The sequence below is a fragment of the Acidovorax sp. LjRoot66 genome (genome assembly GCF_964253305.1).
In the GTDB taxonomy this organism is placed as follows: Bacteria; Pseudomonadota; Gammaproteobacteria; order Burkholderiales; family Burkholderiaceae_C; genus Acidovorax.
The window spans coordinates 3,221,327-3,243,529 of the sequence record NZ_CAXUQU020000001.1 but is presented as its reverse complement, the minus strand read 5'-3'; the positions used below and the strand labels follow the sequence as shown (position 1 = coordinate 3,243,529).

The following is a 22,203-nucleotide window of genomic DNA, read 5'->3' as shown; positions in this document are numbered from 1 at the left end:
ATGCGCATATCGGAGCTGGAAAGCCGCACCGGCCTGGGCCGCCACGCGCTGCGCTTTTACGAACGCGAGGGGCTGCTGGTCGGCGTGCAACGCGGCCAGAACAACTACCGCGACTATCCCGAGTCGGCCGCCAGGGACGCGGCGCTGCTGCAGCAACTGCAGTCGCTGGGCTTCTCGCTGCAGGAGATTCGCCAGGTGCTGGATGCCATGCGCGCCAAAAGCATCGACTGCGCCAAAGGCGCCCGCCTGATGGCCGACAAGCGCACGGCGATCGAGGCCCAGATCGCCAACCTGCGCAAGGTGAGCAAGGTGCTGCTGCGCGAACAGCAGCGCCTGCAAGACCGTGCCGCGCGGTACGGGCTGCCAAAGGACTAGCGTGGCTCACAAAACACCTCTGGCGTTGTCGTTTCAGCGGGTCGAGCCAGCCCGTACCCCACTCAATCCTGCAGGTCCACCCCCAAGGCTTTGAGCTTCTGCGCGTACGAATCCCGGCGCTTCGCGGCCTTGGCTGCGGTGTCTGCAGCCGCTTGAATAGCGCCAGGCCCTTTCTTCGCAGCCGCCTGGATGAGCCCGAACTTGCGCGCAGCATCTGCCTGCGCCCTTTTTAAACAGGCAATGAGTTCGGCATGGGGATGGGTTGGGCTCACAGGGACCTCATTGTCTAAAGCACCATTCTCCTCGCTCCGAGGGATGCCAGGGGCGCGCGGCACGAGGGGCATGGGCTCCAACGCCCGCCTGAGCGACCCGCGCTCGCAAATCCATAGCAGCCCCGCCAGCACAGTCACTATTTGGCCCGGCTGCACCAATCTTCTGCCCGCGCGCCGCAGAAATACTGTAAATTCATACAGTATTTTGGAGATTGACCATGGATGTTCTGGACGCCACCTACACCGTCGCCCTGTGCGACTACCCCGGCCTTGCGCAGGCCGAACGCACCGCTGCAGAGGTGCGCTTTGCCGTGGCCCTGGAGCACCAGTTCGGCAGCCCCGACGACATTGCCGCCACCATGCACACCATCGACGCCCTGGAGCGCGTGGAGCCCGAAGATGTGTCGGCCCACGACCTGGTGGCGCTGCAGCGCTGGGTGCGAGCACTTTCTGTGGCGCGCCTGGCGGGCTACCGGGGGCTGGCCGTGCGCGATGGCAGCCGGTTTGAGGTGCGGTTGGGGTAGCGGCGGCGGCATGGCGGTGGTGCTGACCAACGCCTGCTTGGTGTAACGGCACCTTACATGCAGGCACTTGCCAAACCGGCCAACGCGCTTACCCTGTAGGGAGTAGACACTCTGGCGCATTGCTGCGCGCACCCTGACACCGCATGGACCTGATCTTTCTGCGACGGCTGACCCTGGAATCCATGCCCTTGCGCCTTGTGGAGCAATCCGACATCGAGGCCTACAAAGCCCTCGCGCAGGCGAATCTGGTCGAGGGCAAGGTGGTCGCATGTGCCAGCCCCGAGCCGCATGTCGTCGTCGACTCGGTCACGCCGTATGGCCGGATATTCCTGGCGCAAAAGCAGCGCCGCACGGGGTAGCCAGCAGCCTGCGCCGGCCCCCACTTCCCCCACACCGGGCTGCCTGTACACCCGATGAGGCTGCAGGGTTTGCAACGAACTGCAACGCACGCACGGTGCAACGGAACACTGGCTCACTGTGCCACGCGCTGCCGCAGAGCAAGCTGCAGGCCCGGCGTGGCACGGTTCATGTCCCGCAGAAACGATGCCACGAGGTTGTGAACGCTCTGGGCGTCGAGCTGGCTGTCCAGCCAGATCTCCAGCCCCTGCTCGCCATGCTTGACTGCGGTGAGCGACATGCCCATGCGCGGCACGGATTGAAGAAACTGCCCCAGCGCATCGCTCAGGCGCCTGTAGGCCTTCAGCACTTCGCCAGGGCCTGGCGGCCTTTCGCCAGGCGCTGATGCATCAGGTGCGTCGATGGGTGCAATGTGAAAGCGGTAGATCATCGGTCAACTTGAAACGGTGCAACCAGTTTCTTGGCAAGCCCGAGGCGCCTCTGTAGGAAAAACCCCTGGCCGATCCTTCGTGAACACCGCTGTTACCTGCGTCCACCCTGTGCGCGCTACAACCGCAGCGCAGGGGGCCCTGTAGGACGCGCCCTTCCTTGGTCTGCCGAAGTGGGCTGACTTTCGTTTCGACACCGCCCATTCAAAATTGGATACATCTGCGCAACGGGCCGCTCCTTACCGCGACTGGCCTTGTCCCACAGGGAATGCATGCGCTGCACGGGCCCCACCCCCAGCGGGGGCGGGCCACAGAAAGGATCCATTTGACAAGCACCCTCAGCACCCCTATCGCAACCGCACCCGCCAGGCAAGGCATCGCACGCACCGGCATTGCCGGGCTCGACGACGTGCTGGCCGGTGGCCTGCCCACGCGGCACCTCTACCTGGTCGAAGGCAGCCCCGGCACCGGCAAGACCACGCTGGCGCTGCAGTTCCTGATCGAGGGGCGCGAGCAAGGCGAGCGGGGGCTGTATGTCACCCTGTCCGAAACCTCGGAAGAGCTGGAGCAGGTGGCCCAGTCGCACGGCTGGTCGCTCGACGGCATCAAGGTCTTCGACCTGGTGAGTGACGAAGGGCTGAGCGAAGACGCAGAGCAGACCATCCTGCACCCCTCGGAGTTCGAGCTGGGCGAAACCACCCGCGAGGTGATGAAGCTGGTGGGTGAGCTCAAGCCCCAGCGCGTGGCCTTCGACAGCCTGTCCGAGCTGCGCCTGCTGGCCCAGAGCCCCCTGCGCTACCGGCGCCAGATACTCGCCCTCAAGCGCTTTTTCGCGCAGATGGGCTGCACAGTGCTCATGCTCGACGACAAGACCTCGGGCGAAGGCGACCAGCAGCTGCACAGCATTGCGCATGGCGTGGTGCATTTGAACCAGAACGCCAACACCTACGGGCCCGACAAGCGCCAGCTGCGCGTGGTCAAGCTGCGCGGGGTGCGGTTTCGCAGCGGCGACCACGACTTCGATCTGGACCGGGGGGGCCTGGTGGTCTTTCCGCGCCTGTCGGCGGGCGAGCATGGCGGCAGCTTCGACGGCACGCCCATCCCCACCGGCACGGCTGCCTTCGATGAAATGCTGGGCGGCGGCCTGTCGCCCGGCAGCAACCTGCTGCTGGCCGGCCCGGCCGGCGTGGGCAAGACCACCACTGCCACCAGCTGTGCGGTGGCCGCCATGCGGCGCGGCGAAAAGGTGGCGTTTTACCTCTTCGACGAAGGCCTCAACTCCCTGCGCCAGCGCTCGCTGGCCCTGGGGCTCGACATCGACCCCTTCATCGCATCGGGCCAGCTGCTGATCCGCTCTTTCGACCCGGCCGAGGTATCACCCGGCCAGTTCGCCCAGGCCGTGCGCAATGCGGTCGAAGTCGACGGGGTGAAGATGGTGGTGCTCGACAGCCTCAACTCCTACATGCAGGCCATGCCTGGCGGGCAGTACCTGTTGCTGCAGATGCACGAGCTGCTGTCGTACCTGAACCTCAAGGGCGTGGTCACGCTCATCATCCTGTCGCTGCACGGCACCGTGGGCGAGATGAGGGCCGACATCGACCTGAGCTATCTGAGCGATGCCATGGTGCAGTACCGCTTCTTTGAGGCGCGCGGCGAGGTGCTCAAGGCCATCTCGGTCATCAAGAGCCGCACCACGGCGCACCAGACCACCATCCGCGAGTTCCGCCTGGGCGCCAACGGGGTCGAGATCGGCAAGCCCCTGTCCGACTTCCACGGCATCCTCGTCGGCGCTGCGCAGTACACGGGCCGCCAGCCCCTGCTGGGCCACAGCGACAACGCGCATTCGCGCGCATGACCGGGCACCGCATGGAGAGCCGTGTCCTCATTCTGGCGCCCCACGGGCGCGACGCCAAGGTCATCGCATCGGTGGTGTGCGGCGATGGCGTGCAATGCGTGGTCTGCCCCGACGCGGCCGCGCTGTTGGCCGAGCTGGAGGTTGCGGCTGCCGCCGCCATCCTCACCGAGGAAGTGCTGGCGGGCGGCCTGGGTGAATCGCTGCGCCAGTACCTGGCGCGCCAGCCCGCGTGGTCGGATTTTCCGTTCGTCGTGCTGGCCACGCGCCAGGCCAGCCGTCGGTCATTGCGCGCCACCGCCTCACTGCACGAGCTCGGTAACCTGGTCATTCTGGAGCGCCCGGTCAACCCCGAGACGCTGGTGAGCGCGGTGCGCTCGGCACTGCGGGCGCGCAATCGGCAGTACGCCACGCGGCGGCACCTGTCCGACCTGGAGACCGCGAAACAGACGGTGGAGCGGCTCAACGCCGGGCTCGAAAGCCGCATCGCCGCGCGCACCAGCGACCTGGCGAACGCCAACGACCGGCTGATGCGCGAGATCGCCGACCGCGAGCGCATGCAGTCCAAGGTGGTGCAGGGCCAGAAGCTCGAAGCCATTGGCCGGCTCACCGGCGGCATTGCGCACGACTTCAACAACCTGCTGCACGCGGTCAACCTGAACCTGCAGTTCATCATGCGCCTGGCCACCGAAAAGCGCCTGGCCGACTACGCGCGCCGCGCCAAGGATTCGGTGGACCGCGGCGCACGCCTGACCGCCCAGCTGCTGTCGTTTGCGCGCGCGCAAAGCCTGCTGCCCCGGCTGCACGACGTGAACGCCATGGTGCTCAACCTGCGCGAACTGATCGAGGTGTCGGTGGGCTCCAAGGTGCAGGTCCGCATCGACATCTGCGACGGCCAGGCCTGGGCCCTGCTCGATGGCGCCCAGTTGGAGATGGCCCTGCTGAACATGGCCGTCAACTCACGCGATGCCATGCCCGAAGGCGGCACCCTGACCATCCGCACCGCCCTGCCCTGCGCGGCAGATGGCAGCCGCCAGGTGCACATCAGCGTGCAGGACACAGGCTGCGGCATCCCCGAGGCCCTGCAGACCAAGGTGTTCGACCCCTTCTTCACCACCAAGGGCGAAGGCGAAGGCACCGGCCTGGGGCTCAGCCAGGTCTACGGCTTTGCCAACCAGTCCGGCGGCAGCGTGGAGATGCACAGCACCGAGGGCGAAGGCACCACCCTCACGCTGCGCTTCGCGCAGGCCCACGACGCCTCGGGCGACGACAACGGCAGCACCGCAGCCGCCGACCGCAGCGGCCCTGCGCACACCAAGGCCCGCACCGAGGTGCTGGTGGTGGAAGACGACGACGCCGTAAGGCAGGGCATCGCCGAAGGGTTGCGACTGCTCAGCTACAGCGTGCGCGAAGCCAGCGACGGCGAGAGCGGCCTGCGCGAGCTGCACCGGCGCATGCCCGACCTGTTGATGGCCGACTACCTCATGCCCGGCATGAACGGCGCCGAATTCATCACCGCCGCGCGGCAGATCTACCCCGGCATCCCGGTGCTGATGGCCACCGGCTACGCCGACATGGCCGAGGTCGAAAAACTCGTGGGCGCGCAATCGGTGCTCAAGAAGCCTTTTGACCTGGAAACGCTGAACGCGGCAGTGGGCAACGAGCTGGCGCGGGCGCGGGCCCAGGGCTGAGCGCACGGCACTTTTTATAGGAAACTTCTGACATGCATGGCCTGAAATCCAGGGCATCATGCGCGTTGTCCTGCGCACGGTCGCAGGCCGTTCTACCTTTGTTCATGACGTCAAACCCAGGCCTGCCGCCCACCGCTGACCCTGATCTTTTCTCCTGCCACACAGAGCCCATCCGTGTGCCTGGGGCCATTCAGCCCCACGGCCGCTTGCTGGTGCTCGATGCGCACACGCTGCAACTGGTGGGCTCCAGCGACAATTGGCCCACCGGCAGCCTGCAGGCAGCGCTGGACCACCTGACGGGCAGCGCGCTGCCGGCCAATCCCCCTGGTGCGGTGCCAGTGTCCCTGGGGGTGTGGGCGGCGCAGGCCGGCGAGCGGTGGGACGTATCGGCCCACTGCACGGACCGGCACCTGCTGGCCGAGTTCGAGCCCGCCGCCCCTGCCGATGGCAAAGGGGCCCCCATCTACTCGCTCACCCGCATCTTTCTTCCGCGCCTGCAGGCCGCAAGCTCCATCGAGCAGCTGGCCCAGCTGGCCGCCACCGAAATGAAGCGCCTGACCGGCTTCGGGCGGTGCATGGTCTACCGCTTCGACGAGGCAGGCCATGGCCAGGTGCTGGCCGAAGACCTGGACCCGGGCTACGACAGCTATGCCGGCCACCACTTCCCGGCGGACGACATTCCCCTGCAGGCGCGTGCACTGTACGTGCTCAACCAGTTTCGCCTGATTGCCGACGCCAACTACACGCCGGTGGCGCTGCGCATCCATGGCGCAGCACTGCAGCCCTCGGACATCGACCTGTCCCAGGCGCAGCTGCGCAGCGTCTCGCCAGTGCACCTGGAGTACATGCGCAACATGGGCACGCTGTCGTCCATGTCGGTCTCCATCGTCATCGAAGGCAGGCTGTGGGGGCTGGTGTCCTGCCATGGCCATGCCCCGCGCCACGTCGGCGTGGCCACGCGGCTGGCCTGCGAGCACCTGGGCCAATTGCTGGCCCTGCAGATCCAGTCCAAGGAGGCGACCGGCCAGGTGGCAGAGCAACTGGCCTTGCGCCAGCTTACGCTGGAGATCGTCTCGCACCTGTCCGAGAGCGACGGCACGCTGAGCCTGCTGGCCCAGGTACCTGCCATGCTGCGGTTTGCCCGCGCAAGCGGCGTGGCGGTGGTGCGCGACGACGAGGTCTGGAGCGTGGGCGAGGTGCCACCGCAGCAGGCCGTCATGGACCTGGCCAACTGGATCGAGGGCTTGGGCGCAGAGGTGTTCCACAGCCACCAACTGGCGCAGGACCATGCGCCGGCACAGGGCTTCAAGGATGTGGCGGCCGGGGTGCTGGCCGTGTCCATCTCCCAGGTGCACCGCCACGTGATCCTGTGGTTTCGGCCCGAGATCGTCAAGACCGTCACCTGGGCGGGCAACCCGCGCAAGAACCAGGTGGCCGCCGACGGCCGCATTCACCCCCGGCGCAGCTTCGACAGCTGGCAGGAAAGCATCCGCGGCGCCTGCCTGCCCTGGTCGGCTGCGGAAGTGGCCGTGGCGGGCGAGCTGCGCCAGGCCCTCATCGGCATCGTGCTGCGCCGCGCAGAAGAGTTCGAGGAAGTGGCCCACGAGCTGACGCGGGTGAACAAGGAGCTCGAAGCCTTCTCGTACACCGTGTCGCACGACCTGCGCGCGCCCATGCGCCACATTGCGGGCTATGTGGACCTGGTGGTCGACCTGGAGAAAAAGGCGCTGTCCGAACGGGCCCTGCGCTACCTGGGCAACGTCAAGGACGCCGCCGCCTACGCGGGCCAGTTGGTCGATGCGCTGCTGGATTTTTCGCGCATGGGGCGGGCCGCGCTCAAGCAGCGCAACGTCGACATGCAGGTGCTGCTGCAGGAGCTGGTGCGCGAGCTGTCGCGCCAGGAGTCCGGGCGCAATGTGCAATGGGCTCTGGAGCCCAGCTACCCCGAACTGTTTGGCGACCCGCTGCTGCTGCAGGTGGCCACGCGCAACTTTCTGAGCAACGCGCTCAAATACTCGCGTGGCCGCGACCCCGCGCGTATCACCGTGCGCGCTCTGCGCAGGCCCGAGGGCGACGGCATCGAGGTCGAGGACAACGGCGTGGGCTTCAACATGGAGTACGCCAACAAGCTGTTCGGTGTGTTCCAGCGCCTGCACCAGGCCGACGAGTTCGAGGGCACGGGCATCGGCCTGGCCATCGTCAAGCGCATCGTCGAGCGCCACGGCGGCACCGTCTGGGGTTCAGGCACGCCAGACCAGGGCGCCCGCTTTGGCTTTATATTGCCGCGCGTGGCGCCCGGCGCGGCGGCAGACGCCACCGCTCCATCCAAGAACACCCCCTCCCCCCGGAGCCTTTGATGCTAAAGCCCATTTTGCTGGTCGAAGACGACAAGCGTGATCTGGAACTCACCCTCATTGCGCTGGAGCGCAGCCAATTGGCCAACGAGGTCGTGGTCATGCGCGACGGCGCGCAGGCCCTGGACTACCTGCGGCGCGAAGGCGACTTTGCCGGGCGCGTTGCGGGCAACCCGGCCGTGGTCCTGCTGGACCTCAAGCTGCCCAAGGTCAATGGGCTGGAGGTGCTGCAGGCCGTGCGCGCCGACCCGGCGCTGCGCAGCCTTCCGGTGGTGATGCTGACCTCGTCCCAGGAAGAAAACGACGTCGTCAAGAGCTATGAGCTGGGCGTCAACGCCTACGTCGTCAAGCCGGTGGCTTTCGACCGCTTCGTCTCTGCCATCGGCGACCTGGGCGTGTTCTGGGCCGTGCTCAACGAGCCACCACCAGGCTCCTCCAAAGCCAGCCGCCGTGGCGAGCCCCTGTAGCCAGCTGCCTGCCATGGACTCGACGACGCACCTGCGCGTGCTGGTACTGGAAGACTCCCGCTTCGACGCAGAACTGCTCGCCGAAGCGTTGAAGAACGCGCTGCCCGCCGCGGACGTCACCCTCGTGAGCGACGGCCCGAGGTTCACCCAGGCGCTGGTGGAACACCGTTTCGACGTGGTGCTGTCCGACTTCGAGCTGCCCGGTTTTTCGGGCGGTGCGGCCCTGGAGCTGGTGCGCAGGCACTCCCCCGAGGTTCCCTTCATCTTTGTCTCCGGCGTGATCGGCGAGGACAACGCGGTCGAGCTGCTCAAGCGCGGCGCCACCGACTACGTGAGCAAGAACCGCCTGGAACGCCTGCCCTTCGTGCTGAACCGCGCACTCAAGGAAGCGGCCAGCCGGCGCACCCTGGGGGTGGCAGAGCGCCGCCTGCAGCAGGCAGACGCAGCCATCGTGCAAGCGCAAGAGCGGCAGCTGGCCCTGGTGCAGCTGAGCGACCGCATCCGCGACATGGACGACGTGGTCGAGATCGGCTATGCCGCTGCGCAAACGCTGGCGCACCATTTCAACGTGGACCGTGCGGGCTATGGGGTGGTGGACAAGATCGCCGAGACCATCACCATCGAACGCGACTGGAACGCACCCGGCGTGCAGACCCTTGCGGGGGTGCTGCAGTTTCGCGACTACGGCTCCTACATCGACGACCTGGCGCGCGGTATCACCGTGGCTTTCGCCGACGCCCGCGAAGACCCGCGCACCCAGGGCAACGCGCACGCGCTGGAGGCCATATCGGCCCGTGCCGTGCTCAACATGCCGCTGCGCGAGCAGGGCAATTTTGTCGGGCTGCTGTACCTCAACCACAGCCAGCCCCGTGTGTGGACCGATGACGAGGTGGACTTCGTGCGCGAGGTCGGCGACCGCCTGCGCTCCGTGCTGGGCCGGCGCGAGGCGCAAATCGCGCTGCAGGCGTTTGCCGCCTCGCTGGAGCGGCAGGTCGAAGAGCGCGCCGCAGAGCTGGAGGCGGCCAAGGAGCAGCTGCGCCAAAGCCAGAAGCTCGAAGCCGTTGGCCAGCTCACCGGCGGTCTGGCGCACGACTTCAACAACCTGCTGGGCTCCATCACCGGCGCCCTGGAGCTGCTGCGCCGGCGTGGCGGTGCCAACCTCACCCCCGACATGGAGCGCTACATCGGCATGGCGCAGGGTGCGGCCAAGCGCGCCGCATCGCTCACCCACCGCCTGCTGGCCTTCTCGCGCCGCCAGACGCTGGAGCCCAAGACCCTGGCGCTCGACCAGCTCGTTCACGGCATGGAGGAGCTGCTGCGCCGCACGGTCGGCCCCGAGATCCATGTCGAGGTCATCGCTGCGCCCGGCCTGTGGAACGTGCACGTGGATGCCGGCCAGCTCGAAAGTGCCTTGCTCAATTTGTGCATCAACGCGCGCGATGCCATGCCCGAGGGCGGGCGCATGGTCATCGAGACCGGCAACCGCACCCTGGATGCGCACGCGGCCCGTGCCGCAGACCTCACGCCCGGCAGCTATGTGTCCCTGTGCGTGCGCGACAACGGCACCGGCATGCCGCCCGAGGTGGCGGCCAGGGCCTTCGACCCGTTCTTCACCACCAAGCCGCTGGGCATGGGCACGGGCCTGGGTCTGTCGATGGTGTATGGCTTTGCCAAGCAGTCCGGCGGGCGCGTCAGCATCGAGTCGACGGTGGGTGTAGGCACTGCGGTGTGCATCGATCTGCCGCGCAGCGAGCGCAAGCCAGAGCAGGCGCCGCCCGAGCAACGCCCGGCCGCACCGCCGCGTGCCGACCAGGGCCAGACCGTGCTGGTGGTGGACGACGAAGCGTCACTGCGCATGCTGATCGTGGAGGTCATGCAAGACCTGGGCTACGCCACGCTGGAGGCCGGCGACGGCACCGACGCCATGCGCTGGCTGCGCTCGGACAGCCCCATCGACCTGCTCATCACCGATGTGGGCCTGCCCGGCGGCATGAACGGCCGCCAGGTGGCCGACGCCGCACGCAGCGAGCGCCCCGGGCTCAAGGTGCTGTTCGTGACCGGCTACGCACAGTCCGCACTGGACGCCAGCCATCTGGAGCCCGGCATGCACGTCATGACCAAGCCTTTCGGGATGGACGCCCTCGCGCGGCGTGCCAAAGAGGTCATCGAAGCGCGGTAGGCGTGGCCCGCGTCTGCACACGCAGGGCCAATTCCATGCCGCGCGGTTCACCTGCCGGCACCCACGGCCGGCAAGCACACGCGCGTTCTACCTTAGCGCGGGGTGTAGCACTGCCCGGCAGCAATCGCCGCGCTGGCTGCAGCCTCCAGGCTGGCAGCGTTGGGGAAGGCCGATGGCACGGCGGTGTCCTCCAGCAGGCACAGGTTGTTGGCCTTGCGCACCAGCACCACGGGGGTGAAGACCGCGGGGTTCAACAGCCCACCCGGGAAAGTCTGGCGCTTACCCCAGAAGGCCGCCAGGCCTGCGCCGGCCTCCGTGCGTTCGGGCTGGAACCAGAAGGTACGGCTCAAGGCACCCGTGGCGGCGACACCTACGCCATCGCATTGCGCGTTGCCGTAGGTCACCGTGCCCACACCGACCGTGACCTGGCCGCTGGTCGCGTTGGTCGACAGGTTCCACAGATCGCGCACGCCGCTGCTGCCACTGGCCGGGGGCTGGCACCGGTCCTGCTCCCATGCGCCGTCCGACAGGGTGGCCAGGGGCACGCACCGCACAGCCACCGTGTTCACCACAGCGCCGGCCACGGTGCCGGAGCCATTGCGCACCACGCAGCCCGAGCCCTGGGGTGCCGTCTTGACGGCGACCGAATACCTCGCGCCATCCGCCAGCGGCTTGGTGAAGGTGAAGCTGCCATCGGCCGCCACGGTCAGGTCCTCCCCACTGCCGCTGCTCAGCAGCACAGGCTTGCCGATGGGCACGCCGCTCACCGTGCCGCCCAGGGCATAGGGTGTAGCGACGGGGTCGTCACCACCACCGCCGCCGCAGGCGGCGAGGCCCATGAGCGTGGCCGAGGCCATGATGGTCTTGAGCGCCTTGAGTGGCGCCATTCGTTGTGTCCAGTACATGCGATCTTCTCCTTGTTGTATGGTTCGCAGTGGTCGAGGATGGTCAGGCCGCACACGGTGATCGCGGACTGCCTGCCCGGAATTATTCTCGCCGTGGACCATCCGGTTGCGCCGCTTTTTTTGCAGGCCGAACGTGACGCCTGTCACCCAAAGGCAGGGGGAGCCTTGCGCACCCTGGTGCGTTTGAAAAGCGCGTTCAACAGCCCGCAATCCAGGCAGCGCAGGAATGGCCCGCTGCACGGCGCGGGTCACTACCCCTTGCTCGACCTGGTGGCACTGGATGCACGGCCACGCGCAGCCTTCTTGACCGGCACGCTTTGCCCGTACTCGGTCCACCAGTCCATGAGGGCCTTCATCGTCGGCCCCAGTCCGCGGGCCTTTTGCGTCATCTCGTATTCAACGCGCGGCGGCACCTGCGCAAACACGGTGCGCGAGACCAAGCCGTCCGCCTCCAGCTCACGCAACTGCGCCGTCAGCATGTGCTGCGTGATGCCGGGGATGGCCTTGCGCAACTCGCCAAAGCGGTAGATCCGCTGGTTGAGCAGCCACATGATTTCCAGCTTCCACTTGCCCGAAAGCAGGGCAAATGCGCGGCGCATTTCCTCGTGCATGTTGATCTCGGCATCTTCATTGGTATGGTTTTTCATACTAAGCACCATTTTTTCATCCTACTTGTCAATATTCATCTTAGACGACATCCTTGCTGCATGTCGAACTTCAATGCTGATCAGCAAAACACCATGGCCACCACCTACCTCTACTGGATCTCCACCGCGCTGCTTTCGCTGCTGTACTTCGCCTCTGCTGCCATGTATATCGCCAAGGGTGAGTTCGTTCGCAAGGCGCAGGCAGAACTGGGGTACTCAGCACCGCTCCTTGTGCCTTTCATGATCGCCATCAAGTTGCTCGGTCCCATTGCGATCCTGTGGCACTTCAACGTGGCGCTCAGCGACCTCGCGTATGCCGGCATCTTCTACCACCTGGTCCTGTCCGGCCTGGCACACCTGGGGGTTCGCAAGCCCAAGGGCGCCATTCCCGCAGCAGTCGGGCTGGTTCTGCTGGCGGCCTCCTTCTCCACCCAAAACGCCGCCCGCGCACTGCCCTCGCCCCATGCGCCTGCGACCGCAGTGGTCCAGGCACCCCTGAACTACGCCGCGCGCTGACCGGCGCAACCACACCACTACCCCCAATCGACTGGAGAAACGAATGAGCCAATTTCACGCCAAGGTCTCGGAGCAGCCTTTTGCAGCGAAGAAGTACCTCGACATTCACGGCCACAGGATGGCCTACATCGACGAAGGCGAGGGGCCGTCCATCGTCTTCCAGCACGGCAACCCAGCGTCTTCCTACCTCTGGCGCAATGTGATGCGGCACCTCAAGGGACATGGGCGCTTGATCGCCGCTGATTTCATGGGCATGGGCGATTCCGAGAAGCTCGATCCGGCGCTGGGCGTGTCCCGCTACGGCTTCAACGAGCAGCGCAAGTACCTGCACGGCCTGTGGGATGCGCTGGACCTGGGCAACGAGGTGATCCTGGTCCTGCATGACACGGGTTCGATGTTCGGCTTTGACTGGGCGAATCAGCACCGCAACCGCGTTCAGGGCATTGCCTACATGGAATCCATCGTCGCCCCGCTGCTCGTCTCCGACTTCCCCGGCCATGTGCAGGCGCAGCTCAGGCAAATGACGCCTGAAGGACTGGAAGCCAGTTTGCAGGGGCTGGATTTCCTCGAAGGTTTTCTGCTCGGTGCGCGTGAATTCTCCGACGTGGAAAAGGCGCAATACCGCGCGCCCTTCCTCCAACCCGGAGAGGACCGCAGGCCCATGATCTCGTTCGATTTGCCGATCGAGGGTCAGCCCGCGCACACCGTGCAGATCGCCGAGGACTATTCGCGCTGGCTGGGCCAGAGCGATGTCCCCAAGCTGCTCATCCGGGCCGAGCCCGGCTACCTGCTGACCAACCGCCTGTACGGCATCGCGAAGACCTGGCCCCACCAGATCGAAGTCACGGTGAAGGGCAGCCACTACCTCCAGGAGACCACGCCCGATGAAGTGGGCGCGGCGATCGCCGGCTTCGTGCGCGGCCTGCGCAGCCAGGCGCAGGTGACCCACGGTTTGCCGCCGCGCAGCCGCCTGGCTTAGCGCGAGGCGGTGTCGGGCCAAGGGGCCCGTCTCCCGCAGGCCGATCAGCGCTTACAGGCGTGAGCCCATTCAAGGCAAGCTTGCCATCCATCCCCCCAAAGACAGATAATGCAACTCATTCTCATTGATTTTCAGTGAAATCTCCTCTTCTCATTCGTCGTGAGCACTACGGACTACATTTCCCCACCCACCGTCGAGCACCTGTACCTCGACCATCACCACTGGCTTCAAGGCTGGTTGCGGCGCCGGCTGGACAACACCGCCGAGGCCGCCGACCTGGCCCACGACACCTTTGTCCGGCTGATCCGCTCGCCGCAGCGCTTCGATAGCCAGCCGCAGGCGCGCGCCTATCTGCGCGTGGTTGCCAAAGGCCTATGCGTGGATCTCTGGCGGCACAGGGTGGTCGAGCGTGCCTGGCTGGACACGCTGGCGGTGCTGCCCGAAGCCCTGGCGCCCTCCGCCGAAGAGCAGTACACCGTGCTGCAGGCCCTGCGGGAAATCGACACCATGCTGCGCAACCTGCCACCCAAGGCCGGCCGGGCGTTCGTGCTGTCTGCTGCCTGCGGCATGACGCACCAGGAGATCGCCAGCGAGCTGGGTGTCAGCTCGCGCACGGTGGGCACCTACATCACCCAGGCCATGCTCCACTGCATGCGGCTGGAGGCGGGCCACCCGGCCACGCACGGCAACGCCGCCCCATGAGCGCCACGCCCCCTGCCCTGCACGCCCCTACCCACGAGGCCATGGAGCAGGCAGCCACCTGGTTTTCGCTGCTCCAGTCGGGCACCGCCACCGATGCAGACCACGCCCGCTGGCAGGCATGGCTTGCCAGTGGCGGCGAAAGCCAGGCCGCCTGGGCGGTGGTGGAGCGCGTCAGCCAGCGCTTTTCGCCCCTGCAGTCCGTGCCTTCGCCGCGGCTTGCGGCCGACGCACTGCAGTCCGCCAACCAACGGCTGGCCAAGCGCCGCTCGCTGGTGCTGGGGGTGGCGGCCATGGCGGGCAGCGGTGTGTTCGGCTGGGCACTGTGGCAGCACGCGGGCACGGCCGGGCCACTTGTCGCCTGGGGCGCCGACCACCGCACCGCCACCGGCGAACGGCGCAAGCTCACCCTGGCCGATGGCACCCAGGTATGGCTCGCCAGCGCCAGCGCCATCGACGAGGATTACCGCGCCGACCTGCGCCGCCTGCGCCTGCGCAGCGGCGAAGTCCTGGTTCAGACAGCCCCGGACCGCGCTCGCCCCTTCGTCGTCGACACTGCCCACGGGCGCATGCAGGCCCTGGGTACCCGGTTCAACGTGCGGCTGGATGGCGATGGCGCTACCCAGCTGGCCGTGTATGAAGGTGCGGTGCAAGTCACCCTGGCAGGCACCAGCACCAGTGCCAGCCACGTCATCCAGGCGGGGCACCAGGTCCGCTTCACTGCACACCAAATGCAGACGCAGACGCCGGCAGACCCGGCGCGCGAAGCCTGGTCGCGCGGCATTCTGCTGGCGCAGGACTTGCCCCTGTCCCGGGTGGTGCAGGAGCTGGGCCGCTATCGGCGCGGCCATATCGCCGTAGCACCCGATGTGGCGCACCTCACCGTGCTGGGCAGCTACCCGCTCGATGACTTCGAGGGCACGCTGGACATGCTCCAGCAGGCGCTGCCCATCCAGGTGCGCCAGCCACTGCCCTGGTGGACCACCATCGAGGCCCGCACCCGCTGACCGGCGGTGCCAGCCGAACGCCCTGGCGCAGGGCGGTGGCCGGTGGCCCTGGATCTTTTTTTGCCCCCTGCTTCCACTTTTTTGCCTCTCGTCCGGTTTACCTGCTGAGGACACACAAGCCCCCTTGTGCACAGCGCGCTCCCTGGCGCCGCAGCACGGGTGGCTGGTCCGCCGCCAGAACCCAACCGACCAAGCAAGAGGTAAACCACATGTCTCGTCACGCACCGCTGCGGCCCACCCCTGCGCGCAGCAGCCAGCTCCCCATTGCCGTGCGCCCCACAGCCCTTGCCGCCCACCTGCTGCTGGCAGGGGGCATTGCCGTGGGCGGCTGGGCAGGCACAGCCCAGGCGCAGCCGGCAGCGGCCAGCGCGACCCAGGCAACAACAATCACAGCCCCCCGCAGCTACAACATTCCCGCAGGGCCGCTGAGCACGGTGCTCACGCGCTTCCTGTCCGAATCCGGCGTGCTGCTCACCGGCAGCACGGAGCTGGCCCAGGGCAAGCAAAGCCCCGGCGTGCAAGGCAGTGCGACGCCAGCTGCCGCGCTGGCCGCGCTGCTGGCCGGCACCGGTCTGCAGGCGGTGCCAGACCCCCAGGGGCGGTATGTTCTGCGGCTGGCACCCGTGAGCGAAAAGACCAGCGAGGCCACGCTGGCGCCGGTCAAGGTAACGGCTGAACGGGAGAGCACATACGCCACCGAAGGCACCGGCTCCTATACGACACCGGCCGTCACCATCGGCAAGTCCCCCCGCTCGCTCAAAGAGATTCCCCAGTCGGTGAGCGTGCTGACCCGCCAGCGCATCGACGACCAGAACCTGACACAGATAGAGAGCGCCCTGGACCAGATGACGGGCCTGCAGATCGACACCACCACCGGCCCGGCCGGTTCGGCCAACGTCATATCGCGCGGGTTCCTCGTCAACAACTACCAGGCAGACGGCGTACCGCAGACCTTCCTGGGCACCTCGTTCACCGGCGCGGATCTGGCCGTGTACGACCGCGTCGAGGTCATCCGCGGCGCGGCCGGGCTGCTGCAAGGTGCGGGCAATCCTTCGGCCACGGTGAACCTGGTGCGCAAGAAGCCCACGCCGGTGTTTTCCGCGTCCGCAACGGCCAGCGCCGGGTCGTGGAGCTTCTACCGTGGCGAGGCCGACATCGGCGGGCCCATCAACGCCTCGGGCTCGGTGCGCGCCCGCGTCGTGGCCGTGCAGGAGAACCGCGACTACCATGTGGATGTCATGGAATCCCGCAAATCCGTGCTGTACGGCGTGGTCGATGTCGACCTGGGCCCGGCCACGAAACTGACCCTGGGCGGGCAGCAACAAAAGGTCGATGCCGTCCCCTGGATTTTCGGGTTGCCGCGCTACAGCGACGGGAGCAGCCTGGGGCTTCCCCGCTCCACCTACCTGGCCCCCGCCTGGAACCGCTGGTCGCAAGACATCCGCGAAGTGTTCTTCAACCTGGACCACCAACTGGAGAGCGGCTGGAAGCTGAACCTGGGCTTCAACAGCTCGCCGCAGGAACAGGATTTCAAGCGCAGCATCACGCGCGGCACCGACACCAATTTTGGCGTCAACCCTGCGACGCGTGCGGCCTCGGTCTACACAGGCCTGCGCTGGCAATCCGAGGCCGACCGCCGCAACCTGGATGCCAACGCAACGGGACAGGTGACGCTGTTTGACCGCCAGCACGATCTCACCGTCGGCGTGAACGCGCAGGACTACGACTCCCGATCGCGCCAGTCGGCCTTCTTCCCCGCCGTGGCCATCCCGGACGTGTTCAGCTTCAACCCGAATTCCATCGCAGAGCCCGCCGAAGGGCCGTTCACCTCCGGCACCACCTTGCGCACGCGCCAGCATGGCGTGTACGGCAGCGGCCGCTTCGCGGTGAGCGAGCCCCTGAAACTGATCCTCGGCGCACGCCTGAACTGGTACACCACCCAGACGGACAACCAGAACCTGGTGAGCGGCAGCACCGCCATCGGCCGCAAGGTGCGCTACGCGCGTGAGCTCACCCCCTATGCCGGCCTGGTGTACGAGCTGGACAAGACCCATTCGCTGTACGCCAGCTACTCCGACATCTTTTTGCCGCAATCCACCCAGTTCACCGCCACCGGCGCCGAACTCGACCCGGTGGTCGGCGCCAACTACGAAGCAGGCATCAAAGGCGCATACCTGGGCGGCGCACTGAACGCCTCCCTGGCGGTGTTTCGCATCGACCAGGAAAATCGGGCCCAGCAGGACCCGGCCGCCCCCTGCGCCTCAGCCGCAGTGGCCAACCAGTGCTACCGGGCCGAAGGCAAGGTGCGCAGCCAGGGCATCGAGGCCGAAGTGACGGGCCGGGTGCTGCCCCAGCTGGATGTGTTCGCAGGCTACACCCTCAACACCACGAAGTACCTCAAGGACAGTGCCAACCAGGGGCTCGCGTTTCGCCCGCAGACGCCAAGGCATTTGGTCAAGCTGTGGGCGCAGTACCGCATGCCCTGGGACGGCGGGCGCTGGTCGCTCGGTGGCGGAATCAACGCGCAAAGCAGCTACTACGCATTGAACGGCGCGGTGCGCTCGGAGCAGCGCGCATACGCGGTCGCCGCCATGCGCGTCGGCTACCAGATCAGCAAGCAGGCCCAGCTGGTGCTGAGCGTCAACAACCTGTTCGACAAGGTCTACTACTCGGGCATCCGCGGCGTGGATTTCGGCAACGTATATGGCGAGCCGCGCAATGTCATGCTGACGGCAACGGCCAGCTTCTGATCCTGCGCGCGGCATCTGCGCTTGCACCCAGGGCCCACACCCGGGTGCAGGCCCATAGAGCAGTTAGCGCGTCAGCACGACAATCTTGCCCCGCGCCTCGTTGGCTTGCATCACGCGGTGGGCCTCAGCGATCTGGTCGATGCTGAACACACGCCCAATCGACACCGGCAGCGTGCCGGCGGCCACGCCATCAAGAAGCAACGCGCCCACCTCAACCCTCGCGTGCGCTACATCGTCGACGGCTGGTGGCCTGCGCTGCGCAAGGGCGATTCAACTGATTCGCGTGCACGGGGGGGTCTGGCTCCCCGTACCGAAGCCTGCGCTCAGTCTGGCTTGAAGCCAGAGGCCTTCACCGGCTGCTCCCAGCGTTTGAGCTGCTCGGCTTGCAGCTTCTTGAGCCCCGCTGAATCCAGGTAGTCGGGCACCAGCCCCAGCGCGGCAATCCTGTCCCGCGCATCCGGGGCGCGAAGCGCCTCGGCGACGGCCCGTTCGATGCGCTGCACGACTGCCGGCTGCATCCCTGCAGGGCCGTACAGACCGAAGTACCCATCCGCAGTCATGTTGATCCCCGCTTCCTTCAAGGTGGGCACGTCGGGCAAGGCGCTGGAGCGCTGTTGTCCAGACACCGCGACAATCCGCACCCTGCCCGCCTTGTGGTGCTCCAAGGTTTCAGAAGCTGTGTCCACCATCATGGGCAGCAGCCCGGCCACCAGGTCTTGCGCCGCGGGTGCGCCCCCTTTGTAGGGTATGTGGGTGAGATCGACGCCAGTGGTCTGCGAAAGCAGCACCCCCGTAAAGTGGCCCAGTGTGCCGGCGCCCGAGGTGGCAAAGTTCGCCTTGTCGGGGTTAGCTTTCATCCACGCCAACACATGTTTGATATCGCGTTGGGGGCCTGCAGGGCCAATGGTGAGCGCAAAGTCGAAGCTCGCGGCACGCGCGATCGGCGTGAAGTCCTTCACGGCATCGTACGGCAGATTGGGATAAAGCCAGGGAGCCACCACCAGCGTGCCACTGGTGGCCATGACCAGGGTCTGCCCATCCGGCGGCAGTCGCTTGAGCTCCGCCATCGACACCCGGCCCGATGCGCCCGGCTTGTTCTCGACCACGACGTTTTGCCCCAGCGAAGCGCGCAGCTTGTCGGCCAGAATTCTCGTCAGTTGGTCGGATGAGCCACCGGGCGCAAACCCGACAATGAGCTTCAGTGTGCGGTCTTGCCCAGATGCGGGCAAACCCAGTGAGAGTGCCGAGGCTGCGGCTGCTGCGGAAAAGATTCGTCGCTTCATGGTGGGTGTCTCCTGGCTTGTTGCGCTGTTGCAGTTGATGGGGCGGGAATTCCGGTGCGTTGAGGAGACGCCGTGGCGTCGTCGATCAGGACAGATTTGCCAGCAAGGGTGATGCGCCTTGGCAGCCCACGCTAAAAGCCAACGGCCTGTCCGTCCCGACGCGAGTCGGATGCCGCGATGTACCCATGCTCTGCCTTGTAGATCAGCTGGGCCGATCCGAAGTCCAGGCTTTGGCGCTGCGCGACAGTGACCTCGTGTCCGCGGGCGCGCAGCGACTCCGGCACATCGCCAGGCACATGCGATTCCAGCGTGACCGTGGGGCCTGGCTCCACGCGAAACCGCGGAGCATCGCTCATGGCTTGCGGGTTTTGCCCGAAGCTGGCGAGCCGCGTCACCATCTGCACATGCCCTTGTGCCTGCATCGAGCCGCCCATGACGCCCATGGCCATCACGGGTGCGCCATAGCGCGTGATGAAACCCGGGATGATGGTGTGCAATGGCCGCTTGCCTGGAGCGACGATATTCGGATGGCCCGGGACCAGGCTGAAGTCTTCGCCGCGATTGTGCAGACTGATGCCGGTGCCTGGAACGACCACGCCGGAGCCAAAGCCGTGGTAGTTCGACTGGATGTAAGAGACCATGGTGCCTGCCGCATCCGCTGACGCAAGATAGACCGTGCCGCCGGTCTTTGGCATGCCGGGGCCTGGATCGGCCGCGCGCTTCATGTCGATGCGCTTCGCGCGCTCTGCCAGATACGCAGCGTCGAGCAAGTGCGCAGCAGAGACGGGCGACATGGCTGGGGCATCGGCAACGTACTTGTTGAGGTCGGCGAAGGCCAGCTTCATCGCCTCCAGGCCAACGTGGTAGTAGTCGGCGCTGTCTACTCCCATCCCTGCCAGGTCGAAGTGGTCCAGCATTCCCAAAGCCATCAGTGCCGCGATCCCTTGGCCATTGGGCGGAATCTCGTGCACCGTATAGCCCCGAAACGACTGCGCAATGGGCTCGACCCATTCGGCCCGGTGCGCCGCAAGGTCGGTTGCGCGCAGTGCACCGCCGCACTGCCTGGCAAACGCTTCGATCTTCTCGGCAAGCTCGCCCCGGTAGAAACTCTCGCCGCCGCTCTCGGCAATTTGCTCCAGCGTCCTGGCTTGTGCCGGAAAGCGCCAAAGCTCACCGGCGCGGGGAGCGCGCCCATCCACCGTGAACGCGTCGCGAAATCCCGGTTGGTCGATGAGCCGTGGAACCTGGTTGGCCCACTGCCTCGCAATTTGCGGCGACACCATGAAGCCTTCTTGCGCGTACCGAATGGCCGGTTCGAACAGGCGCGCAAAGGGCAGCTTGCCAAAGCGATCCGACAGCGCCTTCCAACCCGCCACCTGGCCCGGCACGGTCACCGAACCCCAGCCCTTCTCCGGCATCTTGTCATGCCCGTCGAAATACTGCGGCGTCCAGAGCGAGGGCGCGCCTCCGCTGGAGTTCAAACCATGCAACCTGCCTTCATGCCACACCAGCACGAACATGTCGCCGCCTATGCCGTTCATGACGGGTTCGACCACCGTCAGCGCAATCGCGCAGGCAAGCGCGCTATCGATGGCGTTGCCCCCCTGGTACAGCATACTCAGACCGGCCTGTGCCGCCAAAGGCTGGCTGGCGCTCACGGCATTGGCCGCGAGCAGTGGCATCTTTTGCGAGGTATAGGGGAACGACCAGTCAAGGGGCTGCATGCCCCAAAGTATATTCGTGTATCCAATCTAAGTGAATAGCCAGCATGCTTACACCCTTTTCCAGCCCCGCCACGGCCGAGGAAGAAGCCTATCGCTTCCTTCTTGACGGAATCCGCATGGGCCAGCTCAAGGCGGGCGACCGCTTGGTGCCCGAGGAGATTGCGTCGCAACTGGGGATGAGCCGCATGCCGGTGCGCGAGGCGTTCCGGCGCCTTGCAACGCAAGAACTGCTGACCATCCGCCCCAACCGCGGTGCGGTGGTGCGCGGCCTGAACCACCAGGAGGCGATCGAGGTGTTCGAAATGCGTGCGGTGCTCGAAGGTCTGGCAGCAACCGCCGCGCTGGACCGGATCGGCCCTGCAGACATCGATGAACTGGAGCGACGGCTGGACGCCATGGACCGGTGCGCAGAAGATCTTTCCGCGTGGGTCACCGAGCACCGTGACTTCCATTTGTACCTGTGCGGCTTGAGCGCCCGTCCGCGGCTGGTGGCGCAGATTGCGGCGCTGCACGTGTGCATCGAGCCCCATATGCGGTTGTGGCTGCAGTCAACCTACAAGCCCAGGCCGAGCCGCGAGGAGCACGGCTTCATCATCGACGCGCTGCGCCGCAAGCGCCCGGAATTGATCGAAGCAGTGGTCCGCGAACACGTCAGCAGCACGCTGGTAACGCTCGCGAAACTCATGCGTACTTAACCCGTGCTGGTGTTGAATTGGATACAGTCTTACGTTTTTCGCCCTGACTGTAAGCATGTGGAGACGCTCGCAATGCCGCACGGACCGCAGACGAGGCTCGCACGAAGGGGCCGTGTGAAATCAACACCGCCGTGCTGCAGGGCTGGCCTGCAGCCAAGGTAGGAGCCGAAGGGCTGAATGCGCGGGACGTGCGCCCTCCCCTGCGTATTTCGGTCGCTGCCGGACAATGGGGACGAACTGAGTTGGACAGCTGGAATGGCCGGAGCTGGACACTCAGTTCGGCTCTCGTGGTCATTTCCAGATCGCGGACGTGAGCATCTGTGCAGCTTTGTCCAGTCGCCTTCTTGGGTGATATGGGCGCTGGAGCCACCAGCTAAACTTCGGCTATCGGCCAGAAGCGGCCGGCCACCGCAAATGAAAGCGGACGCTCAACGTTTGACATGAGGGGTTACGCCTGCAGTCGCTCAGCAAGGACTCGCCAAGCCACGAAAACTGACAG

At 66.3% G+C, this 22,203-nt stretch carries 21 protein-coding genes; 14 read left to right on the top strand and 7 right to left on the bottom strand.

The genetic code is table 11. From position 1 onward, the window contains the following. On the top strand, positions 1-375 hold the full coding sequence (locus tag ACSQ3Y_RS15295; RefSeq protein ID WP_436177914.1) for a MerR family transcriptional regulator: 375 nt from the start codon (positions 1-3) through the stop codon (positions 373-375). A gap of 62 nt (positions 376-437) precedes the next feature. Here ACSQ3Y_RS15295 and ACSQ3Y_RS15290 read toward each other — a convergent pair whose 3' ends face one another. Next, positions 438-647 carry a hypothetical protein gene (locus ACSQ3Y_RS15290; RefSeq protein WP_436177913.1) on the bottom strand — a complete coding sequence of 70 codons (210 nt, stop codon included), beginning with the start codon at positions 645-647 and terminating at the stop codon, positions 438-440. 218 nt (positions 648-865) lie between these two features. On the opposite strand from ACSQ3Y_RS15290, the gene ACSQ3Y_RS15285 reads away from it, so the two are divergent. Then, positions 866-1,171 carry a hypothetical protein gene (locus ACSQ3Y_RS15285; protein WP_057202823.1) on the top strand — a complete coding sequence of 102 codons (306 nt, stop codon included), beginning with the start codon at positions 866-868 and terminating at the stop codon, positions 1,169-1,171. Between the two features lie 143 nt (positions 1,172-1,314). Then, positions 1,315-1,530: a hypothetical protein gene (locus ACSQ3Y_RS15280; protein WP_436177912.1), complete on the top strand. Its 216-nt coding sequence runs from the start codon at positions 1,315-1,317 to the stop codon at positions 1,528-1,530. Between the two features lie 113 nt (positions 1,531-1,643). Here the strand turns inward: ACSQ3Y_RS15280 and ACSQ3Y_RS15275 are convergent, their stop codons facing one another. Beyond that, the gene (locus tag ACSQ3Y_RS15275) at positions 1,644-1,958 is read right to left on the bottom strand and encodes a hypothetical protein (protein WP_436177911.1); all 315 of its coding nucleotides are present in this window, start codon (positions 1,956-1,958) and stop codon (positions 1,644-1,646) included. A 323-nt stretch (positions 1,959-2,281) separates the two neighbouring features. On the opposite strand from ACSQ3Y_RS15275, the gene ACSQ3Y_RS15270 reads away from it, so the two are divergent. The 5 genes from ACSQ3Y_RS15270 to ACSQ3Y_RS15250 all read left to right on the top strand — a co-directional run bounded on the left by ACSQ3Y_RS15270 (position 2,282) and on the right by ACSQ3Y_RS15250 (position 10,499). Beyond that, positions 2,282-3,811, top strand: a complete 1,530-nt coding sequence (locus ACSQ3Y_RS15270) for an ATPase domain-containing protein (RefSeq protein ID WP_436177910.1) — start codon at positions 2,282-2,284, stop codon at positions 3,809-3,811. Further along, complete coding sequence (locus tag ACSQ3Y_RS15265; protein ID WP_436177909.1) at positions 3,808-5,499, top strand: response regulator; 1,692 nt, start codon at positions 3,808-3,810, stop codon at positions 5,497-5,499. The genes ACSQ3Y_RS15270 and ACSQ3Y_RS15265 overlap by 4 nt, the downstream gene beginning before the upstream one ends. Before the next feature lie 104 nt (positions 5,500-5,603). Beyond that, entirely contained in the window at positions 5,604-7,856 is a 2,253-nt protein-coding gene (locus ACSQ3Y_RS15260) for an ATP-binding protein (protein WP_436177908.1), read from the top strand. After that, complete coding sequence (locus tag ACSQ3Y_RS15255; protein WP_436177907.1) at positions 7,856-8,320, top strand: response regulator; 465 nt, start codon at positions 7,856-7,858, stop codon at positions 8,318-8,320. The genes ACSQ3Y_RS15260 and ACSQ3Y_RS15255 overlap by 1 nt, the downstream gene beginning before the upstream one ends. A gap of 13 nt (positions 8,321-8,333) precedes the next feature. Further along, on the top strand, positions 8,334-10,499 hold the full coding sequence (locus tag ACSQ3Y_RS15250; RefSeq protein WP_436177906.1) for a response regulator: 2,166 nt from the start codon (positions 8,334-8,336) through the stop codon (positions 10,497-10,499). 92 nt (positions 10,500-10,591) lie between these two features. On the opposite strand, the gene ACSQ3Y_RS15245 is transcribed toward ACSQ3Y_RS15250, so the two are convergent. Together ACSQ3Y_RS15245 and ACSQ3Y_RS15240 are read right to left on the bottom strand one after the other, a co-directional pair. Continuing rightward, a complete protein-coding gene (locus ACSQ3Y_RS15245) occupies positions 10,592-11,404 on the bottom strand; it encodes a hypothetical protein (RefSeq protein ID WP_436177905.1) in 813 nt (270 codons plus the stop codon). Between the two features lie 251 nt (positions 11,405-11,655). After that, positions 11,656-12,051: a winged helix-turn-helix transcriptional regulator gene (locus tag ACSQ3Y_RS15240; RefSeq protein ID WP_057202815.1), complete on the bottom strand. Its 396-nt coding sequence runs from the start codon at positions 12,049-12,051 to the stop codon at positions 11,656-11,658. Positions 12,052-12,144: 93 nt separating this feature from the next. Here ACSQ3Y_RS15240 and ACSQ3Y_RS15235 point away from each other — a divergent pair, with 93 nt between their 5' ends. From ACSQ3Y_RS15235 to ACSQ3Y_RS15215, 5 genes are all read left to right on the top strand, one after another. Further along, a complete protein-coding gene (locus ACSQ3Y_RS15235) occupies positions 12,145-12,567 on the top strand; it encodes a DoxX family protein (RefSeq protein ID WP_057202873.1) in 423 nt (140 codons plus the stop codon). 43 nt (positions 12,568-12,610) lie between these two features. Next, complete coding sequence (locus tag ACSQ3Y_RS15230; RefSeq protein ID WP_057202814.1) at positions 12,611-13,546, top strand: haloalkane dehalogenase; 936 nt, start codon at positions 12,611-12,613, stop codon at positions 13,544-13,546. 159 nt (positions 13,547-13,705) lie between these two features. Next, positions 13,706-14,248, top strand: a complete 543-nt coding sequence (locus tag ACSQ3Y_RS15225) for a sigma-70 family RNA polymerase sigma factor (protein ID WP_057202813.1) — start codon at positions 13,706-13,708, stop codon at positions 14,246-14,248. Next, the gene (locus ACSQ3Y_RS15220; protein WP_057202812.1) at positions 14,245-15,252 is read left to right on the top strand and encodes a FecR family protein; all 1,008 of its coding nucleotides are present in this window, start codon (positions 14,245-14,247) and stop codon (positions 15,250-15,252) included. The genes ACSQ3Y_RS15225 and ACSQ3Y_RS15220 overlap by 4 nt, the downstream gene beginning before the upstream one ends. A 209-nt stretch (positions 15,253-15,461) precedes the next feature. Then, positions 15,462-18,002: a TonB-dependent siderophore receptor gene (locus ACSQ3Y_RS15215; RefSeq protein WP_436177904.1), complete on the top strand. Its 2,541-nt coding sequence runs from the start codon at positions 15,462-15,464 to the stop codon at positions 18,000-18,002. A gap of 63 nt (positions 18,003-18,065) precedes the next feature. Here the strand turns inward: ACSQ3Y_RS15215 and ACSQ3Y_RS15210 are convergent, their stop codons facing one another. From ACSQ3Y_RS15210 to ACSQ3Y_RS15200, 3 genes are all read right to left on the bottom strand, one after another. Continuing rightward, complete coding sequence (locus tag ACSQ3Y_RS15210) at positions 18,066-18,212, bottom strand: zinc-binding dehydrogenase (protein WP_235514548.1); 147 nt, start codon at positions 18,210-18,212, stop codon at positions 18,066-18,068. A 113-nt stretch (positions 18,213-18,325) separates the two neighbouring features. Next, complete coding sequence (locus ACSQ3Y_RS15205) at positions 18,326-19,285, bottom strand: Bug family tripartite tricarboxylate transporter substrate binding protein (RefSeq protein ID WP_436177903.1); 960 nt, start codon at positions 19,283-19,285, stop codon at positions 18,326-18,328. Between the two features lie 131 nt (positions 19,286-19,416). After that, positions 19,417-21,009, bottom strand: coding sequence for a gamma-glutamyltransferase family protein (locus tag ACSQ3Y_RS15200; RefSeq protein WP_436177902.1), 1,593 nt, complete (start codon positions 21,007-21,009; stop codon positions 19,417-19,419). A gap of 44 nt (positions 21,010-21,053) precedes the next feature. On the opposite strand from ACSQ3Y_RS15200, the gene ACSQ3Y_RS15195 reads away from it, so the two are divergent. After that, entirely contained in the window at positions 21,054-21,704 is a 651-nt protein-coding gene (locus tag ACSQ3Y_RS15195) for a GntR family transcriptional regulator (RefSeq protein ID WP_436177901.1), read from the top strand. The last annotated feature ends 499 nt before the right edge of the window (positions 21,705-22,203 follow it).